At 63.1% G+C, this 22,009-nt stretch carries 29 protein-coding genes and 1 tRNA gene; 8 read left to right on the top strand and 22 right to left on the bottom strand.

Translation table 11 applies throughout. The features are described 5' to 3' along the window. Positions 1-58 precede the first annotated feature (58 nt). From BN2694_RS12405 to BN2694_RS12385, 5 genes are all read right to left on the bottom strand, one after another. Positions 59-967 carry an AEC family transporter gene (locus BN2694_RS12405; protein ID WP_135665967.1) on the bottom strand — a complete coding sequence of 303 codons (909 nt, stop codon included), beginning with the start codon at positions 965-967 and terminating at the stop codon, positions 59-61. A gap of 105 nt (positions 968-1,072) precedes the next feature. Then, on the bottom strand, positions 1,073-1,639 hold the full coding sequence (locus BN2694_RS12400; protein WP_135665965.1) for a UbiX family flavin prenyltransferase: 567 nt from the start codon (positions 1,637-1,639) through the stop codon (positions 1,073-1,075). 2 nt (positions 1,640-1,641) lie between these two features. Further along, a complete protein-coding gene (locus BN2694_RS12395; protein WP_135665963.1) occupies positions 1,642-2,073 on the bottom strand; it encodes an aconitase X swivel domain-containing protein in 432 nt (143 codons plus the stop codon). Beyond that, positions 2,073-3,251, bottom strand: a complete 1,179-nt coding sequence (locus BN2694_RS12390; RefSeq protein WP_135665961.1) for an aconitase X — start codon at positions 3,249-3,251, stop codon at positions 2,073-2,075. The genes BN2694_RS12395 and BN2694_RS12390 overlap by 1 nt, the downstream gene beginning before the upstream one ends. Positions 3,252-3,258: 7 nt before the next feature. Continuing rightward, the gene (locus tag BN2694_RS12385; RefSeq protein WP_135665959.1) at positions 3,259-4,560 is read right to left on the bottom strand and encodes a UbiD family decarboxylase; all 1,302 of its coding nucleotides are present in this window, start codon (positions 4,558-4,560) and stop codon (positions 3,259-3,261) included. Between the two features lie 131 nt (positions 4,561-4,691). Between BN2694_RS12385 and BN2694_RS12380 the strand changes: the two genes are divergently transcribed. The 4 genes from BN2694_RS12380 to dhaM all read left to right on the top strand — a co-directional run bounded on the left by BN2694_RS12380 (position 4,692) and on the right by dhaM (position 7,845). Next, positions 4,692-5,417, top strand: a complete 726-nt coding sequence (locus BN2694_RS12380; protein ID WP_135665958.1) for an alanyl-tRNA editing protein — start codon at positions 4,692-4,694, stop codon at positions 5,415-5,417. A 351-nt stretch (positions 5,418-5,768) separates the two neighbouring features. Next, complete coding sequence (gene dhaK / locus BN2694_RS12375; protein WP_135665956.1) at positions 5,769-6,767, top strand: dihydroxyacetone kinase subunit DhaK; 999 nt, start codon at positions 5,769-5,771, stop codon at positions 6,765-6,767. After that, positions 6,764-7,465, top strand: coding sequence for a dihydroxyacetone kinase subunit DhaL (gene dhaL / locus BN2694_RS12370; RefSeq protein WP_135665954.1), 702 nt, complete (start codon positions 6,764-6,766; stop codon positions 7,463-7,465). Before dhaK ends, dhaL begins: the two co-directional genes overlap by 4 nt. Continuing rightward, complete coding sequence (gene dhaM, locus BN2694_RS12365; protein WP_135665952.1) at positions 7,465-7,845, top strand: dihydroxyacetone kinase phosphoryl donor subunit DhaM; 381 nt, start codon at positions 7,465-7,467, stop codon at positions 7,843-7,845. The genes dhaL and dhaM overlap by 1 nt, the downstream gene beginning before the upstream one ends. 121 nt (positions 7,846-7,966) lie before the next feature. Here dhaM and BN2694_RS17180 read toward each other — a convergent pair whose 3' ends face one another. The 8 genes from BN2694_RS17180 to BN2694_RS12330 form a co-directional block, all read right to left on the bottom strand. Continuing rightward, entirely contained in the window at positions 7,967-8,140 is a 174-nt protein-coding gene (locus BN2694_RS17180; RefSeq protein ID WP_167880029.1) for a hypothetical protein, read from the bottom strand. A gap of 252 nt (positions 8,141-8,392) precedes the next feature. After that, the gene (locus tag BN2694_RS12360; protein ID WP_135665950.1) at positions 8,393-9,022 is read right to left on the bottom strand and encodes a HemK2/MTQ2 family protein methyltransferase; all 630 of its coding nucleotides are present in this window, start codon (positions 9,020-9,022) and stop codon (positions 8,393-8,395) included. Continuing rightward, a complete protein-coding gene (locus BN2694_RS12355; RefSeq protein WP_135665947.1) occupies positions 9,015-9,890 on the bottom strand; it encodes a 16S ribosomal RNA methyltransferase A in 876 nt (291 codons plus the stop codon). The genes BN2694_RS12360 and BN2694_RS12355 overlap by 8 nt, the downstream gene beginning before the upstream one ends. Continuing rightward, complete coding sequence (locus BN2694_RS12350) at positions 9,887-10,453, bottom strand: DUF655 domain-containing protein (protein ID WP_135665945.1); 567 nt, start codon at positions 10,451-10,453, stop codon at positions 9,887-9,889. The genes BN2694_RS12355 and BN2694_RS12350 overlap by 4 nt, the downstream gene beginning before the upstream one ends. 120 nt (positions 10,454-10,573) lie before the next feature. Next, entirely contained in the window at positions 10,574-10,930 is a 357-nt protein-coding gene (locus BN2694_RS12345) for an RNA polymerase Rpb4 family protein (protein ID WP_135665943.1), read from the bottom strand. Positions 10,931-10,937: 7 nt separating this feature from the next. Then, positions 10,938-11,231 carry a 50S ribosomal protein L21e gene (locus tag BN2694_RS12340; RefSeq protein ID WP_135665941.1) on the bottom strand — a complete coding sequence of 98 codons (294 nt, stop codon included), beginning with the start codon at positions 11,229-11,231 and terminating at the stop codon, positions 10,938-10,940. A gap of 49 nt (positions 11,232-11,280) precedes the next feature. Beyond that, positions 11,281-11,547 (bottom strand): elongation factor 1-beta, encoded by a 267-nt coding sequence (locus tag BN2694_RS12335; RefSeq protein WP_135665939.1) that lies wholly within the window; start codon positions 11,545-11,547, stop codon positions 11,281-11,283. Between the two features lie 36 nt (positions 11,548-11,583). Then, on the bottom strand, positions 11,584-11,763 hold the full coding sequence (locus BN2694_RS12330; RefSeq protein ID WP_135665937.1) for an HVO_2753 family zinc finger protein: 180 nt from the start codon (positions 11,761-11,763) through the stop codon (positions 11,584-11,586). Between the two features lie 124 nt (positions 11,764-11,887). Here BN2694_RS12330 and BN2694_RS12325 point away from each other — a divergent pair, with 124 nt between their 5' ends. Further along, positions 11,888-12,172 carry a DNA-directed RNA polymerase subunit L gene (locus tag BN2694_RS12325; protein WP_135665935.1) on the top strand — a complete coding sequence of 95 codons (285 nt, stop codon included), beginning with the start codon at positions 11,888-11,890 and terminating at the stop codon, positions 12,170-12,172. A gap of 111 nt (positions 12,173-12,283) precedes the next feature. Here BN2694_RS12325 and arcD read toward each other — a convergent pair whose 3' ends face one another. The 3 genes from arcD to hisF form a co-directional block, all read right to left on the bottom strand. Further along, positions 12,284-13,765, bottom strand: coding sequence for an arginine/ornithine antiporter ArcD (arcD, locus tag BN2694_RS12320; RefSeq protein WP_135665933.1), 1,482 nt, complete (start codon positions 13,763-13,765; stop codon positions 12,284-12,286). 105 nt (positions 13,766-13,870) lie between these two features. Beyond that, positions 13,871-14,692, bottom strand: coding sequence for a hypothetical protein (locus BN2694_RS12315; RefSeq protein WP_135665931.1), 822 nt, complete (start codon positions 14,690-14,692; stop codon positions 13,871-13,873). Between the two features lie 87 nt (positions 14,693-14,779). Next, positions 14,780-15,595: an imidazole glycerol phosphate synthase subunit HisF gene (gene hisF / locus BN2694_RS12310; RefSeq protein ID WP_135665929.1), complete on the bottom strand. Its 816-nt coding sequence runs from the start codon at positions 15,593-15,595 to the stop codon at positions 14,780-14,782. A gap of 140 nt (positions 15,596-15,735) precedes the next feature. Between hisF and BN2694_RS12305 the strand changes: the two genes are divergently transcribed. Then, entirely contained in the window at positions 15,736-15,924 is a 189-nt protein-coding gene (locus tag BN2694_RS12305) for a DUF7550 family protein (protein WP_135665927.1), read from the top strand. Between the two features lie 674 nt (positions 15,925-16,598). Here the strand turns inward: BN2694_RS12305 and BN2694_RS12295 are convergent. The 5 genes from BN2694_RS12295 to BN2694_RS12275 all read right to left on the bottom strand — a co-directional run bounded on the left by BN2694_RS12295 (position 16,599) and on the right by BN2694_RS12275 (position 19,955). Next, positions 16,599-16,670 (bottom strand) — tRNA-Ala (locus BN2694_RS12295). A gap of 54 nt (positions 16,671-16,724) precedes the next feature. Next, positions 16,725-17,036, bottom strand: coding sequence for a 30S ribosomal protein S10 (gene rpsJ, locus BN2694_RS12290; protein ID WP_210408978.1), 312 nt, complete (start codon positions 17,034-17,036; stop codon positions 16,725-16,727). Then, entirely contained in the window at positions 17,033-18,304 is a 1,272-nt protein-coding gene (gene tuf / locus BN2694_RS12285; RefSeq protein WP_135665923.1) for a translation elongation factor EF-1 subunit alpha, read from the bottom strand. Before tuf ends, rpsJ begins: the two co-directional genes overlap by 4 nt. A 167-nt stretch (positions 18,305-18,471) precedes the next feature. Beyond that, positions 18,472-19,425: a homoserine dehydrogenase gene (locus tag BN2694_RS12280; RefSeq protein WP_135665921.1), complete on the bottom strand. Its 954-nt coding sequence runs from the start codon at positions 19,423-19,425 to the stop codon at positions 18,472-18,474. Next, on the bottom strand, positions 19,425-19,955 hold the full coding sequence (locus BN2694_RS12275; protein ID WP_135665919.1) for an amino acid-binding protein: 531 nt from the start codon (positions 19,953-19,955) through the stop codon (positions 19,425-19,427). Before BN2694_RS12275 ends, BN2694_RS12280 begins: the two co-directional genes overlap by 1 nt. Before the next feature lie 169 nt (positions 19,956-20,124). Here BN2694_RS12275 and BN2694_RS12270 point away from each other — a divergent pair, with 169 nt between their 5' ends. Both BN2694_RS12270 and BN2694_RS12265 read left to right on the top strand, forming a co-directional pair. Next, positions 20,125-20,808 carry a hypothetical protein gene (locus BN2694_RS12270; protein WP_135665917.1) on the top strand — a complete coding sequence of 228 codons (684 nt, stop codon included), beginning with the start codon at positions 20,125-20,127 and terminating at the stop codon, positions 20,806-20,808. Beyond that, on the top strand, positions 20,756-20,971 hold the full coding sequence (locus BN2694_RS12265; RefSeq protein ID WP_135665915.1) for a hypothetical protein: 216 nt from the start codon (positions 20,756-20,758) through the stop codon (positions 20,969-20,971). The genes BN2694_RS12270 and BN2694_RS12265 overlap by 53 nt, the downstream gene beginning before the upstream one ends. Before the next feature lie 23 nt (positions 20,972-20,994). On the opposite strand, the gene BN2694_RS12260 is transcribed toward BN2694_RS12265, so the two are convergent. Then, complete coding sequence (locus BN2694_RS12260; protein WP_135665913.1) at positions 20,995-21,966, bottom strand: aldo/keto reductase; 972 nt, start codon at positions 21,964-21,966, stop codon at positions 20,995-20,997. Positions 21,967-22,009: the final 43 nt, after the last annotated feature.

Genomic DNA, 22,009 nt, shown 5'->3' with positions numbered 1-22,009 from the left:
AACGTGCGAGAGGCAGACGAAGACGTTCGGTCACTCGTGTCGTGAATGGGAGTGTCCGTCAGGGCACGACAGCGAGCAACGCAGAGAGGGTGATCGCCGAGGCGACCGTCGTGAGAAAGACGTTCACCGAAGCCAGTCGTCGATCCCCGCCCATTTCGGTGACGTAGACGAACGTCGAGACGGCCGCTGGCGCTCCGAACATGACGACAGCCGTCCGGAGCGCCCACGGATCGGCCCCGAGCCCGGCGAAGACTAGCCAGGCAACCGCCGGCATAACCAGCAGTTTCAGCGCCAGGACGCTGCCGACGATCGACCGGTCGAAGTCGATCGACTCGAGTTCGATCGACCCGCCGACACAGAGCAACGCGACGGGTAGGGCCGCCTCGGCGACCAACGCGACGCCGTCGGCGGGCGCGCCCGTGACCGCGAACGGGAGCTGGGTGGTCGCCAGCCCGATGAGAAGGGCGATCAAAACGGGATTGGTGAGCAGTCGTTTCGCCTCCTCGCGGACGTTCGTCCCGCTGCCGGTGATCCGGACGAGTAGTAGCACAGTCAGCGGGATCTGGACGAGCGCACCGATCCCCAAGACGACGCTGCCGATCGCGGCCGCCCGCTCGCCGAGCGCACTCGCCACGACCGGGAGGCCGATGTATCCCAGGTTCGTGTGGTAGGACTGGACGGTGGCCGCAGCCCGCGGCCCGTCGGCGTCGATGCGCCGGTGGAACGTGACCGCGATCGCCGCCATCGCGATCACCACGCCAACCACGCCGACCAACAGTTCCCGCGAAACGATCTCTCCGAGCGGCTGGGTATGTGTCGAGTCGAACACCAACGCCGGCAGGACGACGTAGAACGCGACGCTGTTGAGCCAACCGACCCGGGTAGCATCGAGCACGTCGACCTCCCGGAGGCCGACGCCGACCGCCAGCAGTCCGATCATGACCACCAGCCGGGTCAGTACGTCCATCGGTCAGAACTTGCGGAGCCGCGCGCTTGGGCCTTTCCAGTCGAGTCCATGATGGGATCCGTTCACACTACTGGTTCCCGGCAGGTGAGTCGACAGCCGGCCGACTCACGACGGGTCCCAGCGGTCGTAGCAATCGTGATCGAGGTCGAAGCGTTCGAGAATCTTCCCGACGACGTGATCGACGAAGTCCGCCGGGTCCTCGGGGTCGAAGTAAAAGCCGAGCATCGGCGGCACCACGTCGACGCCCAGTTCGGCGAGTTTCGTCAGATTCTCCAGATGGATCTGGCTGAGCGGCGTCTCCCGCGGAACGACGACGAGTCGACGGCATTCCTTCAGCGTGACGTCGGCGGCACGAGTCACCAGCGAGTCCGCCCGCCCGGTCGCCACCGCCGAGACGGTGTTCATCGAGGCCGGGACGATCACCATGCCGTCGGTGTCGAACGATCCCGAGGCGACCGGCGCGCCCACTTCACTTTCCCCGTACAGCTCGGTCGATGCCTCACGCAGGCGAGTTATCGTCGCCTCGGGCGACCCCGACTCGTGGGCCATCACCGATTCGGCGGCGTCGGTGACGACTGTGTGGACCGCAGCGTGTTCGGCCAGCGCCTCGACCGCCCGGACGGCGATCGGGATGCCCGAGGCACCCGTGACGCCGACGACGACACGCTCCACGGTTACACCCGCCTGATGGTGCCCGTCTCAGCGTCCACTTCGACGGTCTCGCCGTCTTCGAGTGTCTCCAGTGGCGCGTCCGGTGAATCGACGCAGGGGATTTCCCCGAGGATTGCCCCCGTGGCGACGATGGTTTCGGTCTCCTCGTTGACGATGGCGGCGGGCGCACACCCGTTGTTCGCCAGTCCGTAGAGGACGTACGACCCCACCGTCGATCCTTTCCCGCGCGGGAAGACCAACACCTTCCCTGCGATGTTCTCGCCTTCCAGCGGATGGCCGTCCTCGATGAACTCGCCGGTCTCGGGTTCGACAGCGCCGTAGAAACTGATCGGGACGGGAGACCGGATGACTTCCCCCCGGCCTGTGCCGTCCGTGATTGGTTGGGCGTCGATCGTCTCCTCAACAGCCGCCGAGTCACTCGATTCCGGCGCCATCACTCGGTCACCTCCGCCAGCAGCGTCTCCTTGTCGTTGAACGCCACGTCCTGGTTGCAAAAGCCGGGGAGATAGGTCGCAGCCTTCGCCGAATCGGTCGCGCTGGATTCATACCCCAGTTCCTCGATCGGCGAGACGACATTGCAGGTGTCTGCGAGGACGCGTCCGCCCGCCGCCTCGATCGTCTCGGTCAGCCCGTTACGGTCGGCCCAGGTCTTGACCGAGGCACTCGTACAGACCCACAGATCGCTGGTGAGGTCCTTGCCCTCAACAGTCGCCGCCACGTCCTGAATCTCCTCGGGCGAGCAGTGGGGACACCCGATGACGACGAGTTCCGGATCGTCGGCCGTCGTAAGTTCCTCGTACTCCGCTTTGAGTTCGCCCTCGCCGAACGTCACCGTCTCGACGTTCTCGGGTGGGTCCATCTCCGTCGTCACACCCTCGACGAAGTGTAGCGCGACCGCGCCAGTCGCAGCCATCGCCGCCCCGAGGGCCTTCAACTCGTCCGTTCCCCCGGCGTCGATGCCAGTGAAGTACGGCTTGCCATCCTCGACGAGTCGTCCCGTCCAGGAGCCAAGCGCCGCGAAGTCGGCCTGACTCTCGATGTCTGCCTCGACGTCGATGCGGTAGGTCGGCTGGCGGTTCTCTTCCAGATGGAGGCCGTACTTCGGCGTCCGGCCGGTGATCGCCGCCGCGAGCGCGGAGGGACCGCCCTCGCGGTTGGTCTTTGCCCCAACCACGCTGTTAACAAAGGAGACCGCAGAGGATTCGGCCCAGGCGACGTGCTGGCCGCGCCGCGGGAGGTTGCCCGCGAGATACGGCGTACAGGTAAAGGATAGAACGATCCCCATCTCTTCAAGTGCGTCCCTGATTCGGAACTGCTTGTCGGCAAAGTCCTCGTCTACGCCCATCTCTTCCCAGCGTTCGAGATCCATCCCTGCCGGGTTGGCGAACGTGGGAACCGACGCCTCGGCTCCCTCCTCGGCGAACCCTTCGAGGAACTCGACGCCGGGATCGCCGATCGACTTATAGGAGATGCCCGACGCCTGGGCGGACTCGATCTCGATCATCTCCTCGGCCCCGTAGATGTCGCCCAGTTTCACGAGCAGTTCCATCGCCTTGCGGACGGCGTCGTTGTCCGATTCGAGCAGATCCTCTTCTTCCTGTGTCAGGTGCATGGGTGTATTACTGGTAGTCCGCGAGGTCGATCTCCTCGGCACCGGGTACGGTCACCTCGGCGAAGTCCGCGCGGTCCCGGTCGCCGGGCACAGTCGCGTCGACGATCCACTTCGCGAGTGTCCCGCGGTCGTAGTCCTGTGAGGGGTCGAGTGAGGACCCCTTGGCGTTCTCGATGACCGTAATGTCCTCGTCGGGTTGCATGCGTGTCGCCGTCGCCCACTCGACGGCCGCCGGATCGGCGGCGTCGATGTCGCTGTCGACGACGGTGACTTTCTTCATCGAGGGATGACCCGCGAGCGCGGCCATTCCGGCGTTCTTGGGATCGCCCTCGCTGCGCTTTTCGATCTGGACGACGCCGTGCAGCCACGAGCACCCGCCCGGCGTCAGCACGACGTTCTCGACCGTCGGGACGGTGTTCTCGACGATCCGGTAGATCCGGGGTTCCTGTGGGATCCCCATCAGGTGGGCGTGTTCGGTCCGCCCGGGGACGATGATCCGGGCGTAGGGATCGGGCCGCATGTAGAGATCGTCGACCGTCACGACGGGCTGCTGTCGAGTCCGATCCCAGGTCCGCGAGAGATCGACGAACGGCCCTTCCTCGGCTCGTTCGTCAGTGATCGTCGCCCGCATGACGATCTCGGCGTCGGCCGGTACGTCGATGCCATCGGCGTCGGCGGTCGTCAGATCGCCGTCGAGCAGGCGATTTGCCAGCGCGAGTTCGCTCTTCTCGGGCGCAAAGGAGGTCGCAGCAGCGAGTTCGACCGCGGGATGGACGCCCATCACGATCGCAACGTCGAGACCTTCCTCCGTACGCGAATACATATCGTGGAGATGGCGCTCGACCAATCGCATGACGAGTCGGTTACCCTCGTCGAACATCATCCGATGGAACGAACAGTTGGTCACGCCAGTCTCGGGGTCTTCAGCGATCACGACCGACGAGGCGAAGTACTGGCGTTCGTGCTCGTCGTAGAATACCGGGATCGGCACGTGCTCGTCGATGGCCGGGTCGCTCCCAACGTGCTCGAAGGACGCCTCGGCCGTCTCCTCGACGGCCAGCGGGTCGTCCATCGCCGATCCCATCGCGTCGACGATATCGGAGGCCGCAACATCCAGCGCCCGACCGATCATCTCGCGAGAGCCGAGCGTATTGGCGACCGCACGGACGTCCGGATACCCGTCGACGGACTCGAAGACGGTCGGCTGGCGCTCCGCTTGAACGGCCAGTGCCGGAAGTTCGAATCGGGGGTCGACCGGTTCGGTGAGCGTCGTCTGGTCTTCTGCCTGCAGAAAGGCTCGTAAACCCATGGTGGGCGGTCATTGGACGGCTTCCTATTCATGTCCCGGGGTGGACTCCCGGCGCGTGAGAATCCGGCGGGACCACCGAGGCCGGCCCGCCCACGGGAACGTTTGTAGGGCCAACTCACGAATGAGTCTCCATGGCTGATCTGTTGTACCTGCCCGACGCCGACGACGTGACCGAATTCGAGGCGACCGTCCTCGAGGCGAGTGAGGACGCAATCGTCCTCGAGGGAACGTACTTCTATCCCGAAGGCGGCGGTCAGCCGGCCGACCGTGGCACACTCGAATGGAACGACGGTAGCGCGGCGGTCGTCGACGTTCGAAAGGACCACGGCGAGATCCACCACGAGATCGACGATGTTGCAGGTGATCTCCCAGCGAACGGCGAGACCGTCACGGGACACATCGACGAGGAGCGCCGAGAGGCACACCGACGCATGCACACCGCCCAGCACGTTCTCTCGCGGGTCGTCCTCGAAGAATACGACGCGACGACAGCGGGCAACCAGATCCACGCCGACTTCTCGCGGATCGACTTCGAACCCGCGGACTTCGACGACGAGGATCTCGAAGCGATCGAAGAGCGGACAAACGAGATTATCGAGCGTGATCTGCCGGTCACGAAAGGCGAACGACCGCGTGAGAGAGTCGAGGCAAATGTCGCCGAGGGTAGATCGAATCTCGATCTATTGCCCGATCACGTCGGGGAGTTGCGGGTCGTCGAGATCGGCGACTTCGACATGTGTCCCTGCGGTGGCACCCACGTCGACCGAACGGGTGCGATTGGACAGATCGAAATCACCAATCGACTCTCGAAAGGGGCTGCCGTCGAGCGGATCGAGTTCGAGTTGCGCTCTGGATGATACTGAGAGCGTATCAATTGATTCTCGGTAGGGCGATTGGGTACACAGCCGTTCTCCGTGAGTGGGCTTTCGGGTAGCGTGCAGTTGTATCGTGTAATAACAACGGAAACCGCCAGTATCCTCCGTGGGCAATATCCACGTATCTCGAAGAATTTCAGCGGTAGTACTCGATCGGCAAATCCGTATGGCCCGATTGTCCTCGTTAAATTGGACCCTAGATCGAGCATAAAGGACAACAAGGGGACCTCGACTGACGGTACCTCCGGTATCCAGCATTCCCGCCTACCTTTAATCGTGTATAATTTATATAAATAATTTTTTGTCGTGTAGTATCCATTGTTCGAAGGGAGTATGAAGAAACTAATCAACGATCCCGATGACGTCGTCGACGAAATGCTCGATGGGATGGTACGTGCCTACCCCGAAGAACTACGACGACTGTCGGATACACAAGTTTTAGTCCGAGATGACGCACCCGTAGAAGACAAAGTCGGCGTCGTCAGTGGTGGCGGCAGCGGACACGAACCGACTCACGGTGGATACATTGGTGACGGTATGCTCGATGGCGCGGCTGCAGGTGACGTGTTCTCCTCGCCGACCGCCGACGAGTTTGAAAAATTGATCACCACCACTGACAGTGGCGAAGGGGTCCTCGCAGTTGTCAAAAACTACGAGGGCGACGTAATGAACTTCGAAACGGCTATCGAGATGGTCGAGATGGAAGGGGTCGAAGTCGAGACGGTCGTCGTCAACGACGACGTCGCCGTCGATGACTCACTGTACACTTCCGGGCGCCGGGGTGTCTGTGGGACCATCCTCGTCCACAAGGCAGCGGGCGCGAAAGCCGCCGAGGGTGCCGATCTGGAGGAAGTCCAGCGAGTCGCCCAGAAAGTCATCGACAACGTCGGGACGATGGGTATGGCTCTCACCTCGTGTATCACGCCGGAGAAAGGCGAACCGACGTTCGATCTCGGTGACGACGAAATCGAACTCGGCATCGGTATCCACGGCGAACCGGGAACGGAGCGGACCGATGTCATGGAAGCCGACCCAATCACCGAGGAACTGACCGAGACGGTTCTCGATGATCTCGACCTCGATGCCGGCCAGGAGGTCATCACCATCGTCAACGGCATGGGCGGCACGCCGTTGATGGAACTGTTCGTGGTCAACAATCGGCTGCAGGAACTGCTCGAGGACGAGGGCCTCGAAATGTGGGACGCGTGGGTCGGCGATTACATGACCTCCCTGGACATGGAAGGAGTTTCGATTACGGTGGCCGCCGTCGACGACGAACTGAAAGCGTTGCTCTCGGCGCCTGCCGATACACCGGCACTGACAGTCCAATGAGCGCGAATGGGCAAGCGGTCGTCGCCGTCATCGAGAATATCGCCGAGCGCCTCGAAGAGGAACGCGACTACCTAACCGAACTCGACTCCGCCATCGGCGACGCAGACCACGGTGGTAACATGGCCAGAGGCTGGGCCGAGGCTGCCAATACAGTCAGGGATCTCGAAGATCCCACCCCAGAGGAGGTCGTCAAGACGGCCGGGAAAACCGTCCTGGGAGAAGTCGGCGGCGCGGCGGGCCCACTGTACGGTGGGTCCCTCGTGTTCGCCAGTCCAGAACTCGAAGATGGACTCACCGAGGAGAGTGTCGTCGCGTTCGCCGAGACGTACCTCGAAAAGCTCAAAGACCGCGGTGACGCAAACGTGGGCGACCAGACGATGGTCGACGCACTGACGCCGGCGGTCCACACGTTCAAAAAATCCGTCGAAACCGACGACCTGCCGATACTCGAGGCGCTCGCCAAAGCCGTCGATGCGGCCGAACGAGGCGTTGACTTCACCGTGGCCATCCGCGCGAACAAGGGACGGGCATCGTATCTCGGCTGGCGGTCAGTCGGCCACCAAGATCCGGGGGCGACGAGTACGCTGTTCATCTTAGAGACACTCCTGGAAACGGCCGCCGACAAGATGGACGCCGAGATTCCTGACGTGGACGCCACGTCACCGACAATCCCGGATGCAGAACCAGCGGAAGAATAATGGTTGGACTCGTCGTCGTCTCACACAGCCAGCGCGCCGCCGAGGGAATTGCCGAGGTTGCGAGCGAAATGGGTGGTGACACCCACATCGAACCGGTCGGCGGCGACGGTCATGGTGGGTTTGGTACTGTCGCCGACGACATCGAAGCCGCGTTAGAAGCAGCCGACAGTGGGGATGGGGTCGTCGTCCTGGTTGACCTCGGGAGTGCAGTGATGAACGCCGAAGTCGCTGTCGAAACCAGTGATGTCGATGCAGTGATCGCGGATGCGCCGGTACTGGAAGGGGCAGTCAACGCCGCTGTCGCTGCGACCAGTCCGAAGGCCACGGTCGATTCTGTCCGCGAGCAAGCCGAAGCCGCTCGCGAGATAGCGAAGCTCTGAGTCGGGTACTTTCGTGTTTGAATCCACAGGCCGAGCGGCGTAGAAATCCGTGCTGTGAGTGGATGACAGGTAAAATCTGGCTCACGTTTCGGACCGTCCAGCCATGGGTACAGACGACCGGTCATAAGAGAAGGCTGTGGGACGCCATGCCCAGGAACGGCGAATGTCGATTCCAGCAGGTTCCGAACGCCGCCCACGTCTCGCAAGCCAGGACCGCTGCCGGGAGGTCCGCTGTCGTATCCAGGTCCATCTCTGTCACCTGCTGCTGTACCGCGGCCACCGGTACGGCACTCATGCTGATACTGGTGGCTATAAGTTCGTAAAGATATCCGGCACACCGTCGTGCCGGATCATTTCGAAATGTTATAGCCACCAGTATGAGTTCGTCGAGGCTCAGTCCGACGAGTAGTTCCGTGACGTCGGGATTCCCGTCCATCTGACCACACAGGCCGACTCGACCGTCAGCTCGCAGGCAGCTGCTGTCTCATCAGTCCTGAATCCGCCACGATTGTAGACTCGATGCCGGTTTGGCCCCACAGCGGGGCAACTACTGGCGATATTGAAGACACAACACGACCAGCCGCTCGAAAGGGAACGACTCCTCGGCGACGATCGACGAATCGAGTCCCTGGGTCCCAGCGTATCCTCGAACCTCGTCGATCCCCGTGAGGCTGCTGACCAGCAGGAACGCCCGCCCATCGTCACGAAGGACCCGACCCACGTCCGCGACGAACGGATCGACTGCCGCCCGGCCGTCCTCGCCACCCGAGAGGGCCGTCTCCATCCAGTCGCCCCACTCCGTCTCTGGGACACTCGGTAGATACGGCGGGTTGAACGCCACCACGTCGACCGCGTCGGCCTGGATCGGATCGAGCAGGTTCGCCCGCACGGCCGGAATGCCGGCCTCGTGGGCCTGTCGACAGGCGGCCGGATTCAGGTCCGTCCCGATCACGTCGGCACCCGCCTCGGCGAGTGCGCGCGCGACGTACCCCGAGCCTGTCCCGACGTCCAGCGCACGCTCGCCCGGCTCGACACCCTCGGCGGCAGCTTCCGCGAGCAAATGGGAATCCTCGCTTGCCCCGTAGACCGAGTCGACGCCACGCTGGTCGGCGAGGGCTGGCCGACCGGTCTCGTCTGCATCGTCCGTCTCCGCCTCACTGTCGCCGTCGTCAGTCATCGCTGAATCCCACTTCGGACGCGAGACGCGCCAGTTCAGCGAACTCAGTCGGTGAGAGATCGCCTGCGCGTTTGGCCAGTAGATTCTCGTCGGCCGCCTCGACGACCGCGTCGGGATCGTCGAGTCCGGAAATGTGGGGCGTGTTCCGGATTCCGTTCCGGACCGTCTTCCGTCGCTGGGTGAACACAGCCTTGACGAAACCCAGGAAGAACGCCTCGTCGGCAACGGTGTAGTCCGGCTCACGTGGCAACGCCCGGACGACGGCGCTATCGACGGCCGGCGGCGGCGAGAAGGCTTCCGGCGGGACAGGCTCGACGAGTTCCACGTCGGCGTAGTGACCGGCCGTGACTGACAGCCGACCGTAATCGTCGCCTCCGGGTTCGGCGGCCATCCGGTCGGCAAACTCTCGCTGGACCATCGCTATCAGTGGCTTTCCCGCAGGGAGAAGTCGGAAAAGGATCTCACTGGATGCGCCGTAGGGTAGATTCGAGATCGAGGCCGTGTACGCGGGCAGATCCACCTCCAGGGCGTCACCTTCGAGGACGGTCAGGTGACCGTCTGCGATCGCGTCGGCAAACTCCTCGCGGAGGAACGCGGCCAGATCGGGATCGCGTTCGACAGCAGTCACGCGGTCGGCAACCGCGAGTAGCCGATCGGTGAGCGCGCCGTTGCCGGCACCGATCTCCAGGACGTGAGAGAGATCGACCCCGGCCTCGGTCGCATAGGTCGGAATCCGATCGAGGACGCGGTCGTCGACGAGGAAGTGCTGGTCACGGCCCGGATCGCCGCTCGCCCCCGCGCGCGAGAGGAGGGCGTCCGGGTCGCGCGTGCCCACCGTCGTCCCTGCCGGCGTCTCGTCGTCGGTCATTCCTCACGCCGGGCGAACGTCCGGTACTTGAGGTCGTCCTCGCGGATCTCTTCCATGATGCGATCGGCGAGCACCTCACGGGGGTTGTGCAGACCGTCGACCCGTTCGGTGAGTTCCTCGAAACTTTCGAAGGGTTTGCGCTTGCGCTCGTCAAGGATCGCATTACGGAGTTTCTTCCCAATCCCCGGCAGGAGGTTCAGCGAGTGCAATCGCGTGGTGATCGGGCGGGCGTCGTTGAAGAAGTCGACGAACCGCTGTTGTTCCTCCTCGATGACGTCCTCAATGACGTACGCCAGTTCCGACTGCGCACCGCCAGAGAGATCACCGTAATCGACCGTCCGCGAGGTCTCGATCAGATCGGCGTCAAGGTCAACAGTGTCGTCGATCGAGAGGTCGGCGTCCGCGACCAGCGTCAGTTCGACCAACCGAAAGTCGTCGATCGTCACCGCGTACGCGAGGGGCTGTTTCTGATACTGGGGACGGTCGTCGTCTGACCGGCCGTGCGGGAGATGATCGAGAATGACGGCCGTCTCCGCGTCCGGGTCTGGCTGGCTGTCGCTCATGTCAACCGGGTACGGTGAGGGGATACTTAAACCCAGGCAGGGCTGTCGAGTCAGCACCGCGAAAAGCGGTCACTGCGTCCTTTGCCGTGCAGGGACAGCCCCAGACGGACTGTCAACCGATCAGACGTACTTCGCGACGACATCGAGAATGTCGTCGAGTTCCTCACCGTCGAGCGTGTACCGCTCTTGGGCGTAGATCGAGCGGAGTTCGTCCCGATCCTGTGGGCGGAGATTGACGATCTTGTAGGCCGTCGGTTCGTCGACCTTCTCGAGGGCGAGCAGTTCCTCGACGAACTCGTTCGATTCCTCGATGTCGAGGACGGTAAATCGATTGACGTGTTCGATCGCCCGGGTGAGTTCGTAGCGCATCTCTCGGTCCTCGTCGGCGGCCCGCTCGGCCTCGATGTCCGCGAGGAGTTCTTTGGCCTCGGGGAAGGTAAGATACTCCTCCTCGAGTTTGTCCTTGAAGATCGTCATGAGCCGTTTACTCCTGCTGCTCGCGCAGGTGGGCCGGCTTGACGATAATCGTCTTCTCGTTGCCGCCGTCGTTGATCCGTACCTTGTAGGCGCCACCCTGGCTCCCGATGACCTCGCCGGTGTGCCCGGAGAAGCGCGGATGGAAGCGCCCGTCGGGGACGCTCGGATCGATCGCGAGGTGAACCGTCTGACCGGCCTCGAACTCTTGGACGGCGCGGTTCGGCGGGGACGTCCCGCGATCTCGGGGGTCGTTGCTGAGCTTGTTGCGCGTGCCTTCGAGTGGTCCGTTCGAACTGGGCATTCTTGGAATGCGCTAATCCGGTTGGACTTATAAAACGTGCGTTCCGGCCCTACAGGCGGCCGACATCTGCGACAGAGACACTCTCGACGCCGTCGACGCCCTCGAAGGCTTCCTCGACGGCTTCGGTGCCACCCGATTCGTCGGGGACGATCACCGTCGGGAGCAAAGCGACGAGGCCGAATGCGACATCGTCACGCTCGAACCCATTGATCTTCGCGCCCTCGGGGAGGGACTGCTCTAAGCGCTCTTGGAGCGCGTCGAGGTCGATCTCCGGACTCTGCGGCATGACCTTGATGGCGGCTGCTACTTTTCCCATGGATGTGGATTACAGTATGCGGTTATGTGTCTGTCGTTACGGGCCCGTGAAGCCACACTCGGGGCACTCATAGAGAGTGCTCTGCTTACGGCAGGTCGGACACCGGTAGATCCGGTGGCCACAGTCCGGACAGTCGAAGGCGGCGGCGTTCGTCCCCGAGATGTTGATCCCGCAGGAGACACACTTCTGCGTGCGTTTCTGTTGACTCTCGCTCATACACCCCCCTTTCCGTCGGCGACGTTTAACCCTTACCAAGCCGTTTCGACGCCCCGAAGAGAGGTCCTGCCGGCGTTCGTCGGCGTAACGTAACGTTGATGCGCGCGAAGCCGAAGAGACGTGTATGGAACTGCGGGTCATCGAGAAGGACGATACCTCGCTGTCGATCGAGATCGCTGGCGAGGATCACACCTTCATGAACGTGCTCAAGGGCGCGCTGCTGGAGACGGAGGGGGTCGCCGCCGCGACCTACGACATGAATCCCGAACAGTCCGGCGGCCAGACCGATCCGATCCTCACGATCAAAACCGAAACGGACACCGATGCGCTAGACGCCCTCGAAGCCGGGACCGAACGCGTCATCGAGAAGGTCAACGCTTTCCAGACGGCCTACGATGCGGCAGCGTGACCTCGGCGCGTGACGCCGGGTCAGGGCTGTTTCTCACGTTTCGATCGTATCACAAGCGAGGCTACTCTCGTTGCGTCGAATAGATTCGAAACCATCCAGTAATCAAGGGCGTCAGTGGTCGTCGACGTTCCGGTCTGCTGTGGCCGTCGCGTCGTCCTCGCTTGCTGATTCCTCGAGCGGACGGATGCCCCAACCAGTCACGCCCATGACGACCAACACGAGCGGCGAGAGAAAGCCGAGCAGATAATACGGCGCGTAGGAGACCGTCGGGACGTCTAGGACGCCAGCCATGTAGATGCCACCGGTACTCCAGGGGACGAGGGCACTCGTCGTCGTCCCGGCCGCCTCGATCGCCCGCGAGAGGTTCGAGCTATCGAGATCGTACTCGTCGTAGAGGTTGCGAAGCGTCAGACCGGGCACGACGAGACTCATGTACTGTTCGGCCGCGAGGACGTTCATCGAAAACGCCGAGATTGCGGTCCCAATCGTCAGACTCGCGACCCCGCTGATGGCTCGCTCGAGTCCGTGGGCGAGCACCGCGAGAACGCCCGTCCGCTCGAAGAGGCCGCCAAGGGACAGCGCGATCATCACCAGCGAGATGACCCACATCGCTCCCGACAACCCGTCGGCCGCGAGCAAGCCGTCGACCGCCTTGACGCCCGTCGCAGGGTCGGTCCCGAAGTGGATCGTCTGCCAGACTGTCACCATCGAGGCCCCCTGGACCGCGACGGCAGTCGCGGCACCGACGAAGACACCCGAGAGTAACGACGGGATGGCCGGATACCCTCTGAGAGCGAGCGCGAACGTGACGACAACGGGGAGAAACGACAGTGGCGTGATCGCATACGCACCTTCGAGCGCGGCGATGATCGTCTCAAGACGATCGACAGGGATCGCACCGCCAGCGTGCAATCCCAGGACGACGTACGCGAGTAGCGCAATCCCAAAGGCGACTCCCGTTCCGATGCGCATGGCACTGACGTGATCCATGAGGTCGGTGTTGGTCACCGCCGCTGCGAGGTTCGTTGTGTCCGACAGCGGCGAAATCTTGTCGCCCGTGTAGGCTCCGCTGAGGACGGCTCCCGCCGTCATCGGCTTGGGGATGCCCAGCCCCGTCCCAATCCCGATGAATGCCACCCCGAGCGTCCCCGCAGTCGTCCACGAGGAGCCGACGGTGAACGCGGTCACAAAGGCCAGCACGGCCGCGACAGGGAGAAACACCACTGGCGTGAGCACCTCCAAACCATAGACGATCAACGCCGGAATCGTTCCCGCCGCGGTCCAGGCGGCGATCAACATATAGACGATCATCAGGATCAAGATCGCCTGCAAGCCCATTCGAAGCCCGTCGACGATCCCGTCATAGAGTTCGTCCCAGCTCCGGTCGAACCAGAGCCAGCCGACCAAACCGGTGAATACGCCACTCCATAACAGTGGCATGTGCGGGCTCGGCTCCTCGATCGGCAACACCACCATCCACAGCGACAGCAACACCAACATGACGATGATCGGAACCATCGCCTGCACGAGCGTGGGCCGTCTGTCGGGCGACAGATCCTCGTACGCGAGCGGCTCGTGAGACAACTGGGGCATTCAGGCAGATATTTCCGAAGGTCGGTATGGATGTTTCCATTCGACGCCGTTTGGAAAACGAATTGACCAGTTACGTCGGACCGACGGACGGGACAGTGACGACGGTCAGCAGACGATCTGCGTGACGAACAATCGACCGTCCGGCCCGTAGTGGAAGTCGACACCCGTCCGCGTCGCCGTACTCCCGAACGCGTCGGTCTCGCCCGCCAACGCCTCGGTCGCGAGTGCGTCGCCGAGCGCCGACGACGACTCCGAGGATACCCCCTCCAGCGGAACGGGGCCCAATTCGTAGATCGCGCCACGACATTGCACGTCGAAGCGCTCGCCGAGTTCCTCACCAGTCGGTCGCGTACCGGCCCCGGAGACGCTCTTCACCCGACGCTGGTTGTAGTACGTGGCGACGGCCCCGAGCGTGTCCGTCCGTTCGAGTATCGCACTGCCCGCCGCTTCACGACGGTCGTTCAGCCCCTCCAGATACGCCGTCTCGACGTCGGCGAGGGAAAGTCCTTCGGCCACGGTAGCGTTGCCCGGCACGTTCTCGACAGTCGGCGCTTGCTGGGGCGTTAGTCCGGGGATCGAGATCACGCCCATGAAGCCGAGGATGCCGACTGCAATCAGCGCGACCAAGAGCCCAAACGCGGCGAGTTCCTGCCGACCGATCAACCCCAGGTATCCCCGGGTGGACGTGTCGAACTCCTCGTACTCCAGGGGTTGCTTCTCGAAGGTTCCAGCACCACAGCGCGAGCAGGGTGGATTGTTCCGCTGGTGGGTGCGTCCGCACTCGCTGCAGGCCCACACGAAAGAGTCGTGATCGGCTTCCGGCGCCTCGGGGACGACTGCCCGCTCGAAGGAGTGATGGCCGCAGTTCTCACACGGCGGATCGTTACGTTCGTGCGGTTTACCGCACTGCGGGCAGCGCCACTTCATATTCTCACCGCGGTGTTACGGCGACAAAACTCTCCCGTCTCGAACCGGCGTGAGCCGATCGCGTCCAGTCATCCGGACGAGAAGCACTCACAGCCGGACCGGAACGCCACGCTCGTCCAGATACTCCTTGGTCTCGGCAATCGAATATTCCCCGAAGTGAAAGATCGAGGCCGCTAGCCCGGCGTCCGCGCCGGCCTCGGTGAACACCTCGTACATGTCTTCGGGGCCGCCACAGCCCGAGGAGGCAATCACCGGCGTGTCGACGGCGTCACAGACCGCCCGCGTCAGCGGGATGTCGTAGCCATCCTTGGTGCCGTCGGCGTCGATCGAGTTGACGAACAATTCGCCCGCGCCACGCTCCTCGGCCTCGTTCGCCCACTCGATGACGTCCAGTCCGGTCCCCTCGCGACCGCCCTTGACGGTCGCCTCGAACCAGACCGACTCGCCATCGACCTGCTCGTAGTACTCGCCCGCCTCGTCGTACCGACGGCGAGCGTCGACTGAGATAACGATACATTGATTCCCGAAGGCGGTTGCTCCCTCCTCGATGAGATCCGGGTTCTCGATCGCGCCGGTATTGATCGACACCTTGTCGGCCCCGGCCCGGAGCGTCTCTTTGATGTCCTCGCGAGTCCGAATTCCGCCACCGACCGTCAGCGGGATAAATACCTCGTCAGCGACTGCTTCGACAGTTTCGAGCATCGTCTCTCGCCCCTCGGCGCTTGCCGTGATGTCCAGAAAGACGAACTCGTCGGCCCCGGCCTCGTTGTATCGCTTGGCCATCTCGACGGGATCGCCAGTGTACTGGAGGTCCTCGAAGTTCACGCCGGTGTAGACCGCTGCGTTGCCCTCGTCGTCCAGATCAACATCGATACAGGGAATGATCCGTTTCGTGAGCGTCATCTGGCTCCGCTTTCGGTGCGGGCGCTCAAAAGTGGTCTGCACCGCTTTTCGTCGCCGGACGGAGACTCCAGTTTGAAGTACGCTGAACCGTGATTGTCGGATCCGATAGTTGCAAGTGCCAGCACCGAGAACCGCCGGGCATGAACGACGACCACGCCGAACAACGACCCGAGTACGATCCGACCGAACCCCAACCCCCCGCCCGGGAACCGCCACTACGGAGCACTGCCCCACAGGGTGAATACACCACCGGCCAAGTCGCGACCGGGTTCGCGATCGCCACTATCGGCATCGCGATCACGTTCGGGCTGGCACTGCTGATGGCCTGAAAGGATCTTCCCAGTCTCGTAGCGTACCGGACACACCGGAAGACTCACTCTGCTTGTCTTCTAATCTTCGTTCGCTTCGTTATCCCACGACAAGGCCGCGAGAATGATCGCGGAAGATTTGAACGGAAGACGGTCCTACTCGCTGTTTCGCTCTCCCCCGCGGGCTACGTCTGCTAAGCTCAAATGCCCGTTCGAACGTTCAGATTTGCTTCCCCATGAACTTGTGAGCGACAGTAAATATGGGCACACGGAGGTCTCGTAAGGAGTGAGCGATGCTCACCTCCGAAGCACTGCGGATAGCCACACAGGTCGTAGTGCGGTCGGTAGGCGGCGACCTGAACGCGCGTGTACTCGGCGTCATCGTCGTAGCAAACCGGACAAGCGGGTTCCGGGTCGTCAGTGTCCGGGTCCGGTCGGTGGAGCATCCTGGCGTATTGTGAGCGATTTCTGACAGCAATTTCAACGTCAGTTCGGCCCGAACCGGTCCGACTGCTCACGGCCGCCACCCCCGCGTTTCACTCGCTAAAACCGCACGACGGGGCGAGGCAACCGGTAGACGTGCATTCCTTCTATTCTCAACGGGGTTTGTTGCACTACCCGGCGAGACACAAATACGCTTCTCGGGGACTATACCCGGGACTGACCGGATAGTTCGCGAAGAAGACGGGGTGTAGTGGACTCGCGGGGATTTGAACCCCGGGCCTCTTCCTTGCGAAGGAAGCGATCTGCCGCTGATCTACGAGCCCGCGTGTAGACGTAGATAGGTCGAGACAGTTGAATCCGACGATCCGAGTGCGTGGTCAGTCCTCGAGGACGATCTCGATGGAGACGTCGTTGGGCACCTGGATGCGCATGAGCTGGCGGAGCGCGCGTTCGTCGGCGTCGATGTCGATCAGCCGCTTGTGGACACGCATCTCCCAGTGCTCCCATGTGGCGGTCCCCTCACCGTCGGGAGACTTCCGGGCTGGGACTTCCAGCGTCTTGGTCGGGAGCGGCACCGGACCGGAGAGCTCGACCCCAGTCTTGTTGGCAATCTCACCGACCTCATCGCAGATGGCGTCGAGGTCTTTCGGACTCGTGCCCGCCAGACGGACGCGTGCTTGCTGCATTATTCGCGCTCGTCGACGTCAAGGACCTGTCCGGCAGCGATGGTCTGGCCCATGTCTCGGATGGCGAAGCTCCCCAGCTCGGGGATCTCGCTGGCCGGCTCGATGCTGAGGGGTTTCTGTGGTCGAACAGTGACCTTCGCGGCGTCGCCCGACTGGATGAAGTCAGGGTTCTCTTCGGCGACCTCGCCGGAAGAGGGATCGATCTTCGCGTCGATGGACTCGATCGTACAGGCGACCTGTGCCGTGTGGGCGTGGAAGACCGGCGTGTACCCGGCCGTAATCACGCTCGGGTGCTGCATGACGACGATCTGGGCCTGGAAGGTGTCGGCGACCGTCGGCGGATGGTCGGCGGGGCCACAGACGTCACCACGGCGAATGTCGTCCTTGCCGACGCCGCGGACGTTGAACCCGACGTTGTCGCCGGGGCCCGCGCTGTCGACTTCCTCGTGGTGCATCTCGACGGTCTTGACCTCGCCACCGACGTCGCTTGGCTGGAAGACGACGTCGTCACCGGGGAACATCTCACCGGTCTCGATCCGACCGACGGGGACTGTCCCGATACCGGAGATGGTGTAAACGTCCTGGATCGGCAGCCGAAGCGGCGCGTCCGTCGGCGGCTCCGGTACCGGCAGGTCGTTGAGTGCCTCGAGGATGGTCGGCCCATCGTACCAAGGCATGTTGTCGCTGGTGTGTTCGACGTTGTCGCCCTCGAAGGCGGACGACGGGATGAAGCTGGCGTCCTCGGTGTTGAACTGGACCTGCTTGAGCAAGTCCTTGACTTCCTCGACGGCCTCCCGATACCGGGACTCCTCGTAGTCGACGAGGTCCATCTTGTTGACGGCGACGATGAGCTCGTCGATACCCAGGGTACGAGCCAGGAAGACGTGCTCCTGGGTCTGGGGCTGGACGCCGTCGTCCGCGGCGACCACGAGCACGGCGTTGTCGGCCTGGGACGCGCCCGTGATCATGTTCTTCACGAAGTCACGGTGGCCCGGACAGTCGACGATGGTGAAGTAGTACTCGTCGGTGTCGAACTCCTGGTGGGCGATGTCGATGGTGACCCCGCGCTCGCGCTCCTCGGCGAGGTTGTCCATCACGTAGGCGAACTCGAAGCCGCCCTTGCCCTTCTCTTCGGCTTCCTCTCGGTGCTGCTCGATGACGTGCTCCGGAACGCTGCCAGTTTCGAACAGAAGTCGCCCGACGAGAGTGGACTTCCCGTGGTCGACGTGTCCGATGATGGCGAGGTTCTGGTGCGGTTTGTCCTCACTCATTGGAATCTCACGCGCAGAGGCGCTGTATCGGAATCGTTCGGCAGAAGTAATTAAAACGGTTTCGATACGCCGTTCGTACGATCGCGGTTTCGTATGGCGATCTGGGAACGCATGACACGACCGCGATGGGACGTCAGTAAGCCGCCGCGGGAGCGGACCCGTTCGGTTTACCCGAGCCGACCGACGTCGGCGAGGATTGCCGACGCAGTCTCGGGACCGCCCGCACCGCGGCCCGAGAGGTTGAGTCGGCCGGCGTTCGCCGTTTCCAGCTGGACGATGTTCGTCGTGCCCGTCACCGCGAGTTCGCTATGCTCGGGCACGAGCCGCGGCCCGACGCGAACCTCGCCGTCGACGACTTCGCCGATCAGCCGGATCGTCCGGCCATCTTCGCGGGCGAGTTCGAGCGCACTGCCCGGGACGTCTTTGATCCCCTCGACAGTCGCATCCTCGAGGGAGTAGGTCCGCTCGCCCTCCGCGAGGACGTTCGCCAGGATCACGCACTTCAGTGCGGCGTCGGTTCCCTCGACGTCGAAGGAGGGGTCGGTCTCGGCGACGCCGAGATCCTGAGCCTCAGCGAGGACGTGCTCGTAGCCCAGGCCCTCGGCAGCCATCCGCGAGAGGATGAAGTTCGCGGTCCCGTTGAGGATGCCCCTGGCGGCCGTGACCGTCCCCGGATCGTAGTCTTCGATCGTCGAGAGGACCGGGATCGCTCCACCGACGGTAGCCTCGAAACGGACCTCACCGTCGCTCTCTCGCTCCAGCGCGCGGACGTCAGCGTAGCGTTCGGCCATCGGTCCCTTGTTGGCCAAGACGACGTGTCGGTCCTGTTCGAGGGCAGCCTCGACGTGACTGAAGCCAGGTTCGGCGTCGTCCAACGTCACCGGCGTCACTTCGATCAGGGCGTCGTACTCGGCAGTCAAGGCGTCCTCGGGGTCCTCCTCACCGAGATGGGCCTCACCCGCGGTTCGCTGTCGTTCGAGGGCCGCCGCAGTGTCCAGCCCGTCGGGATCGATCGCTGCGGCGTCGACGTTAGCCATGGCGGTGACGCGATGCCCGTATGCGCTTGCGAGTTCGGCGACGGAAGTCCCGACTGTCCCCGTTCCCATGATGGCGAGATCCATCAGGCCTCACCCCCGGGGGCAAGAGGTTCGACGACGCGCAGATCCTTCTGTTCGGCCACCGACCGAACCGCAGCGAGGGTATCCTCGACGGCACCCTGTTCGGTCTTGAGGCGCAATCGGGCGCTGGAAACGTCTTCGACGCCTTCCGGGGCGGACAGCGAAAGATCAGTGACGGCTCCGTTCTCGGCACGGAGTGCCGAGAGCGTATCCGACAGGTCCGTGTCGACGAGGTGGCCTACGAGCAAGACTGTCACCTCCTCGCTGTACCGTTCCTGGCCAGCCTCGATCACGTTGACGCCGGCCTCCCGCAGTGCCTCGACGATCCCGTCGAAGCGGTCGGGCGTCGCCTCCAGGTCGACCTCTACGGGAATATGACCACGTGGGGTCATGTTACCGCGTTCATGATAGATACTCAAGAGGTTTCCACCATTCTCGGCGATCGGTTCGAGGGCCCGGAGGAGTTCCCCGGGTTCGTCGACGAGTTCGAGCCGAACTGTGTACGCCCGGACTTCGTCCTGGGGATCGCTCATAGAACACTCACCTCGACTAGCGAAGACGCGTGTCTGGGCGCGTACATCGTATCCAATCCACGGGTGGGCTAGTATAAGAATCCCCTGAACGTGACTCCTCGGGACAAAGCAGGTGCTGCCGTACGCAGACATCGGCAGAGTTTACAGACATGACAGCGCATGAAATGGTGTGGCCGAGGACGAACGGACCGTCGAGCAGCCGTCGGAAACCGTCGACAGCGGCGAGTCCGGTTCGCCTGCAACCGTTGACGAGATCGACACCGAACGAAACGAAGCCGACGCCTCGACGGACGCCGCGAGGAACCGGTTGGACGCTGACGAGGCCATCGCGAGGTTCTACGAGCTAGACGAGGACTTCGACCGACCACCCGGCGGAGCGTCAGGTGAACCGCGCCGTGCGATAGTCACCGACGCGGAGCAGGTCGACGAAGGAGAGATCCCCGAGACGTATCCGCTCGAGGGTGATCCGGCACAGGCGATCGCGCTGACGCTGGACTTCGGCACGGAGACGGCGACCGCCTACCTCGCCTTGCCTGGGGGCGACCGTGAGACAGGGCTGACCAGATTACTGGACGCACTCGACGTCGAGTTACGTGGTCTCTACGGCGAAACAGTCCTGGTCGAACGGCAAGGCGTCCACACCGTGATCGTCACGCCCGAGGAGACGCCCCGGGGGAGCGATCGCCGCCCGGGCATACTCGTCGGGATGGGCATCGTCGCCACGTTCGTCGGCATTCTGTCGCTCGTCCCGGACGCAGCCACGGTGTCCGCTTCCGCTGTGGGCCCTAGCGACGTACGCCATGCTGCCCGCTCTCGTCTACAAAGACGCCTGGTACGTCCGGACGCACAGTGACTGGGACGGCGGACCGGCCTACTGGGCGCTGTTTGCCGCGCTCCCGTTCCTGAACCTCGGGACGATCGGGCTGTATTTTTGGCGGCGCTCCCGGGCACGGTTTTTCGACAAACAGTGCTCGATGACGGGGTCGATCGCCGCGAAAGTACGCTCGCTGCTGTGATCGGGTCGAAATCGGTCGATGACTCACTCGTGACCGAACACGTCGACGGGCGCGTAGGGTTCTTCGAGATATTCGACATCGGATTCGCTGAGATCGACGTCGAGCGCCTCGACGGCCTCCTCCAGGTGTTCGATGCTCGACGTCCCGACGATCGGCGCGTCGACGTTGTCGTTCTGGAAGTGCCAGGCCAGCGCGATCTGGGCCATCGTCACACCGTAGTCGTCGGCAAGTTCTTCGACGCGGCCGTTGATCTCCTCGCTGCCCGGCCCCTCGTGGTACGGCGTCCCGTAATCGACTTCGTGTTCCGCACGCGTCGTCGTCATGAACTCGTCGTGGGGACGGGTGAGATAGCCCGCCGCCAGCGGCGACCACGGCAGGACACCGACGTTCTCCTTGTCACAGACGGGGTACATCTCGCGTTCCTCCTCGCGATACGTCAGATGATAGAGGTTCTGCATCGTCTCGAACCGGGCAAGTCCCGCCCGGTCGCTGACGTGCAGCGCCTCCTGGAACTGGTGAGCCCACATCGACGAAGCGCCGATGTGACGGACCTTCCCGCGGCGGACGGCATCGTCAAGCGCCCGCAGGGTGGTCTCGATAGGGGTGTCGTAATCCCAGCGGTGGATCTGGTAGAGATCGACCGTCTCCATGCCGAGGCGATCGAGACTATTCGAGAGTTCCTGTTCGATCGCCTTCCGGGAGAGGCCCTGGGCGTTGGGGTTGTCCTCGTCCATCTCGCCGTAAACCTTGGTGGCGACGACCTGCTCGTCACGGTCGTAATCTGCGAGTACGTCGCCCAGGATCTTCTCGCTCTCGCCCGAAGAGTAGACGTTTGCGGTATCGAAGAAGTTGATCCCCAGGTCGATCGCCCGCTCTACGAGTTCCCGCCCTTCCTCCTCGTCCAGCATCCAGTCGTCCCCGCCCCCAAAGCTCATACAACCCAACGCGATCTTTGAAACCTCCATGCCGGTCGAACCGAGTGTCGTATACTCCATGCCATACGGAACACGAGTCCCGATGAAATATATCTACCGGCGT

Origin of the sequence: Halorhabdus rudnickae, assembly GCF_900880625.1 — an archaeon.
GTDB lineage: Archaea > Halobacteriota > Halobacteria > Halobacteriales > Haloarculaceae > Halorhabdus > Halorhabdus rudnickae.
The sequence above is the reverse complement of the archived record's forward strand: the minus strand, read 5'-3'. Positions and strand labels throughout refer to the sequence as shown.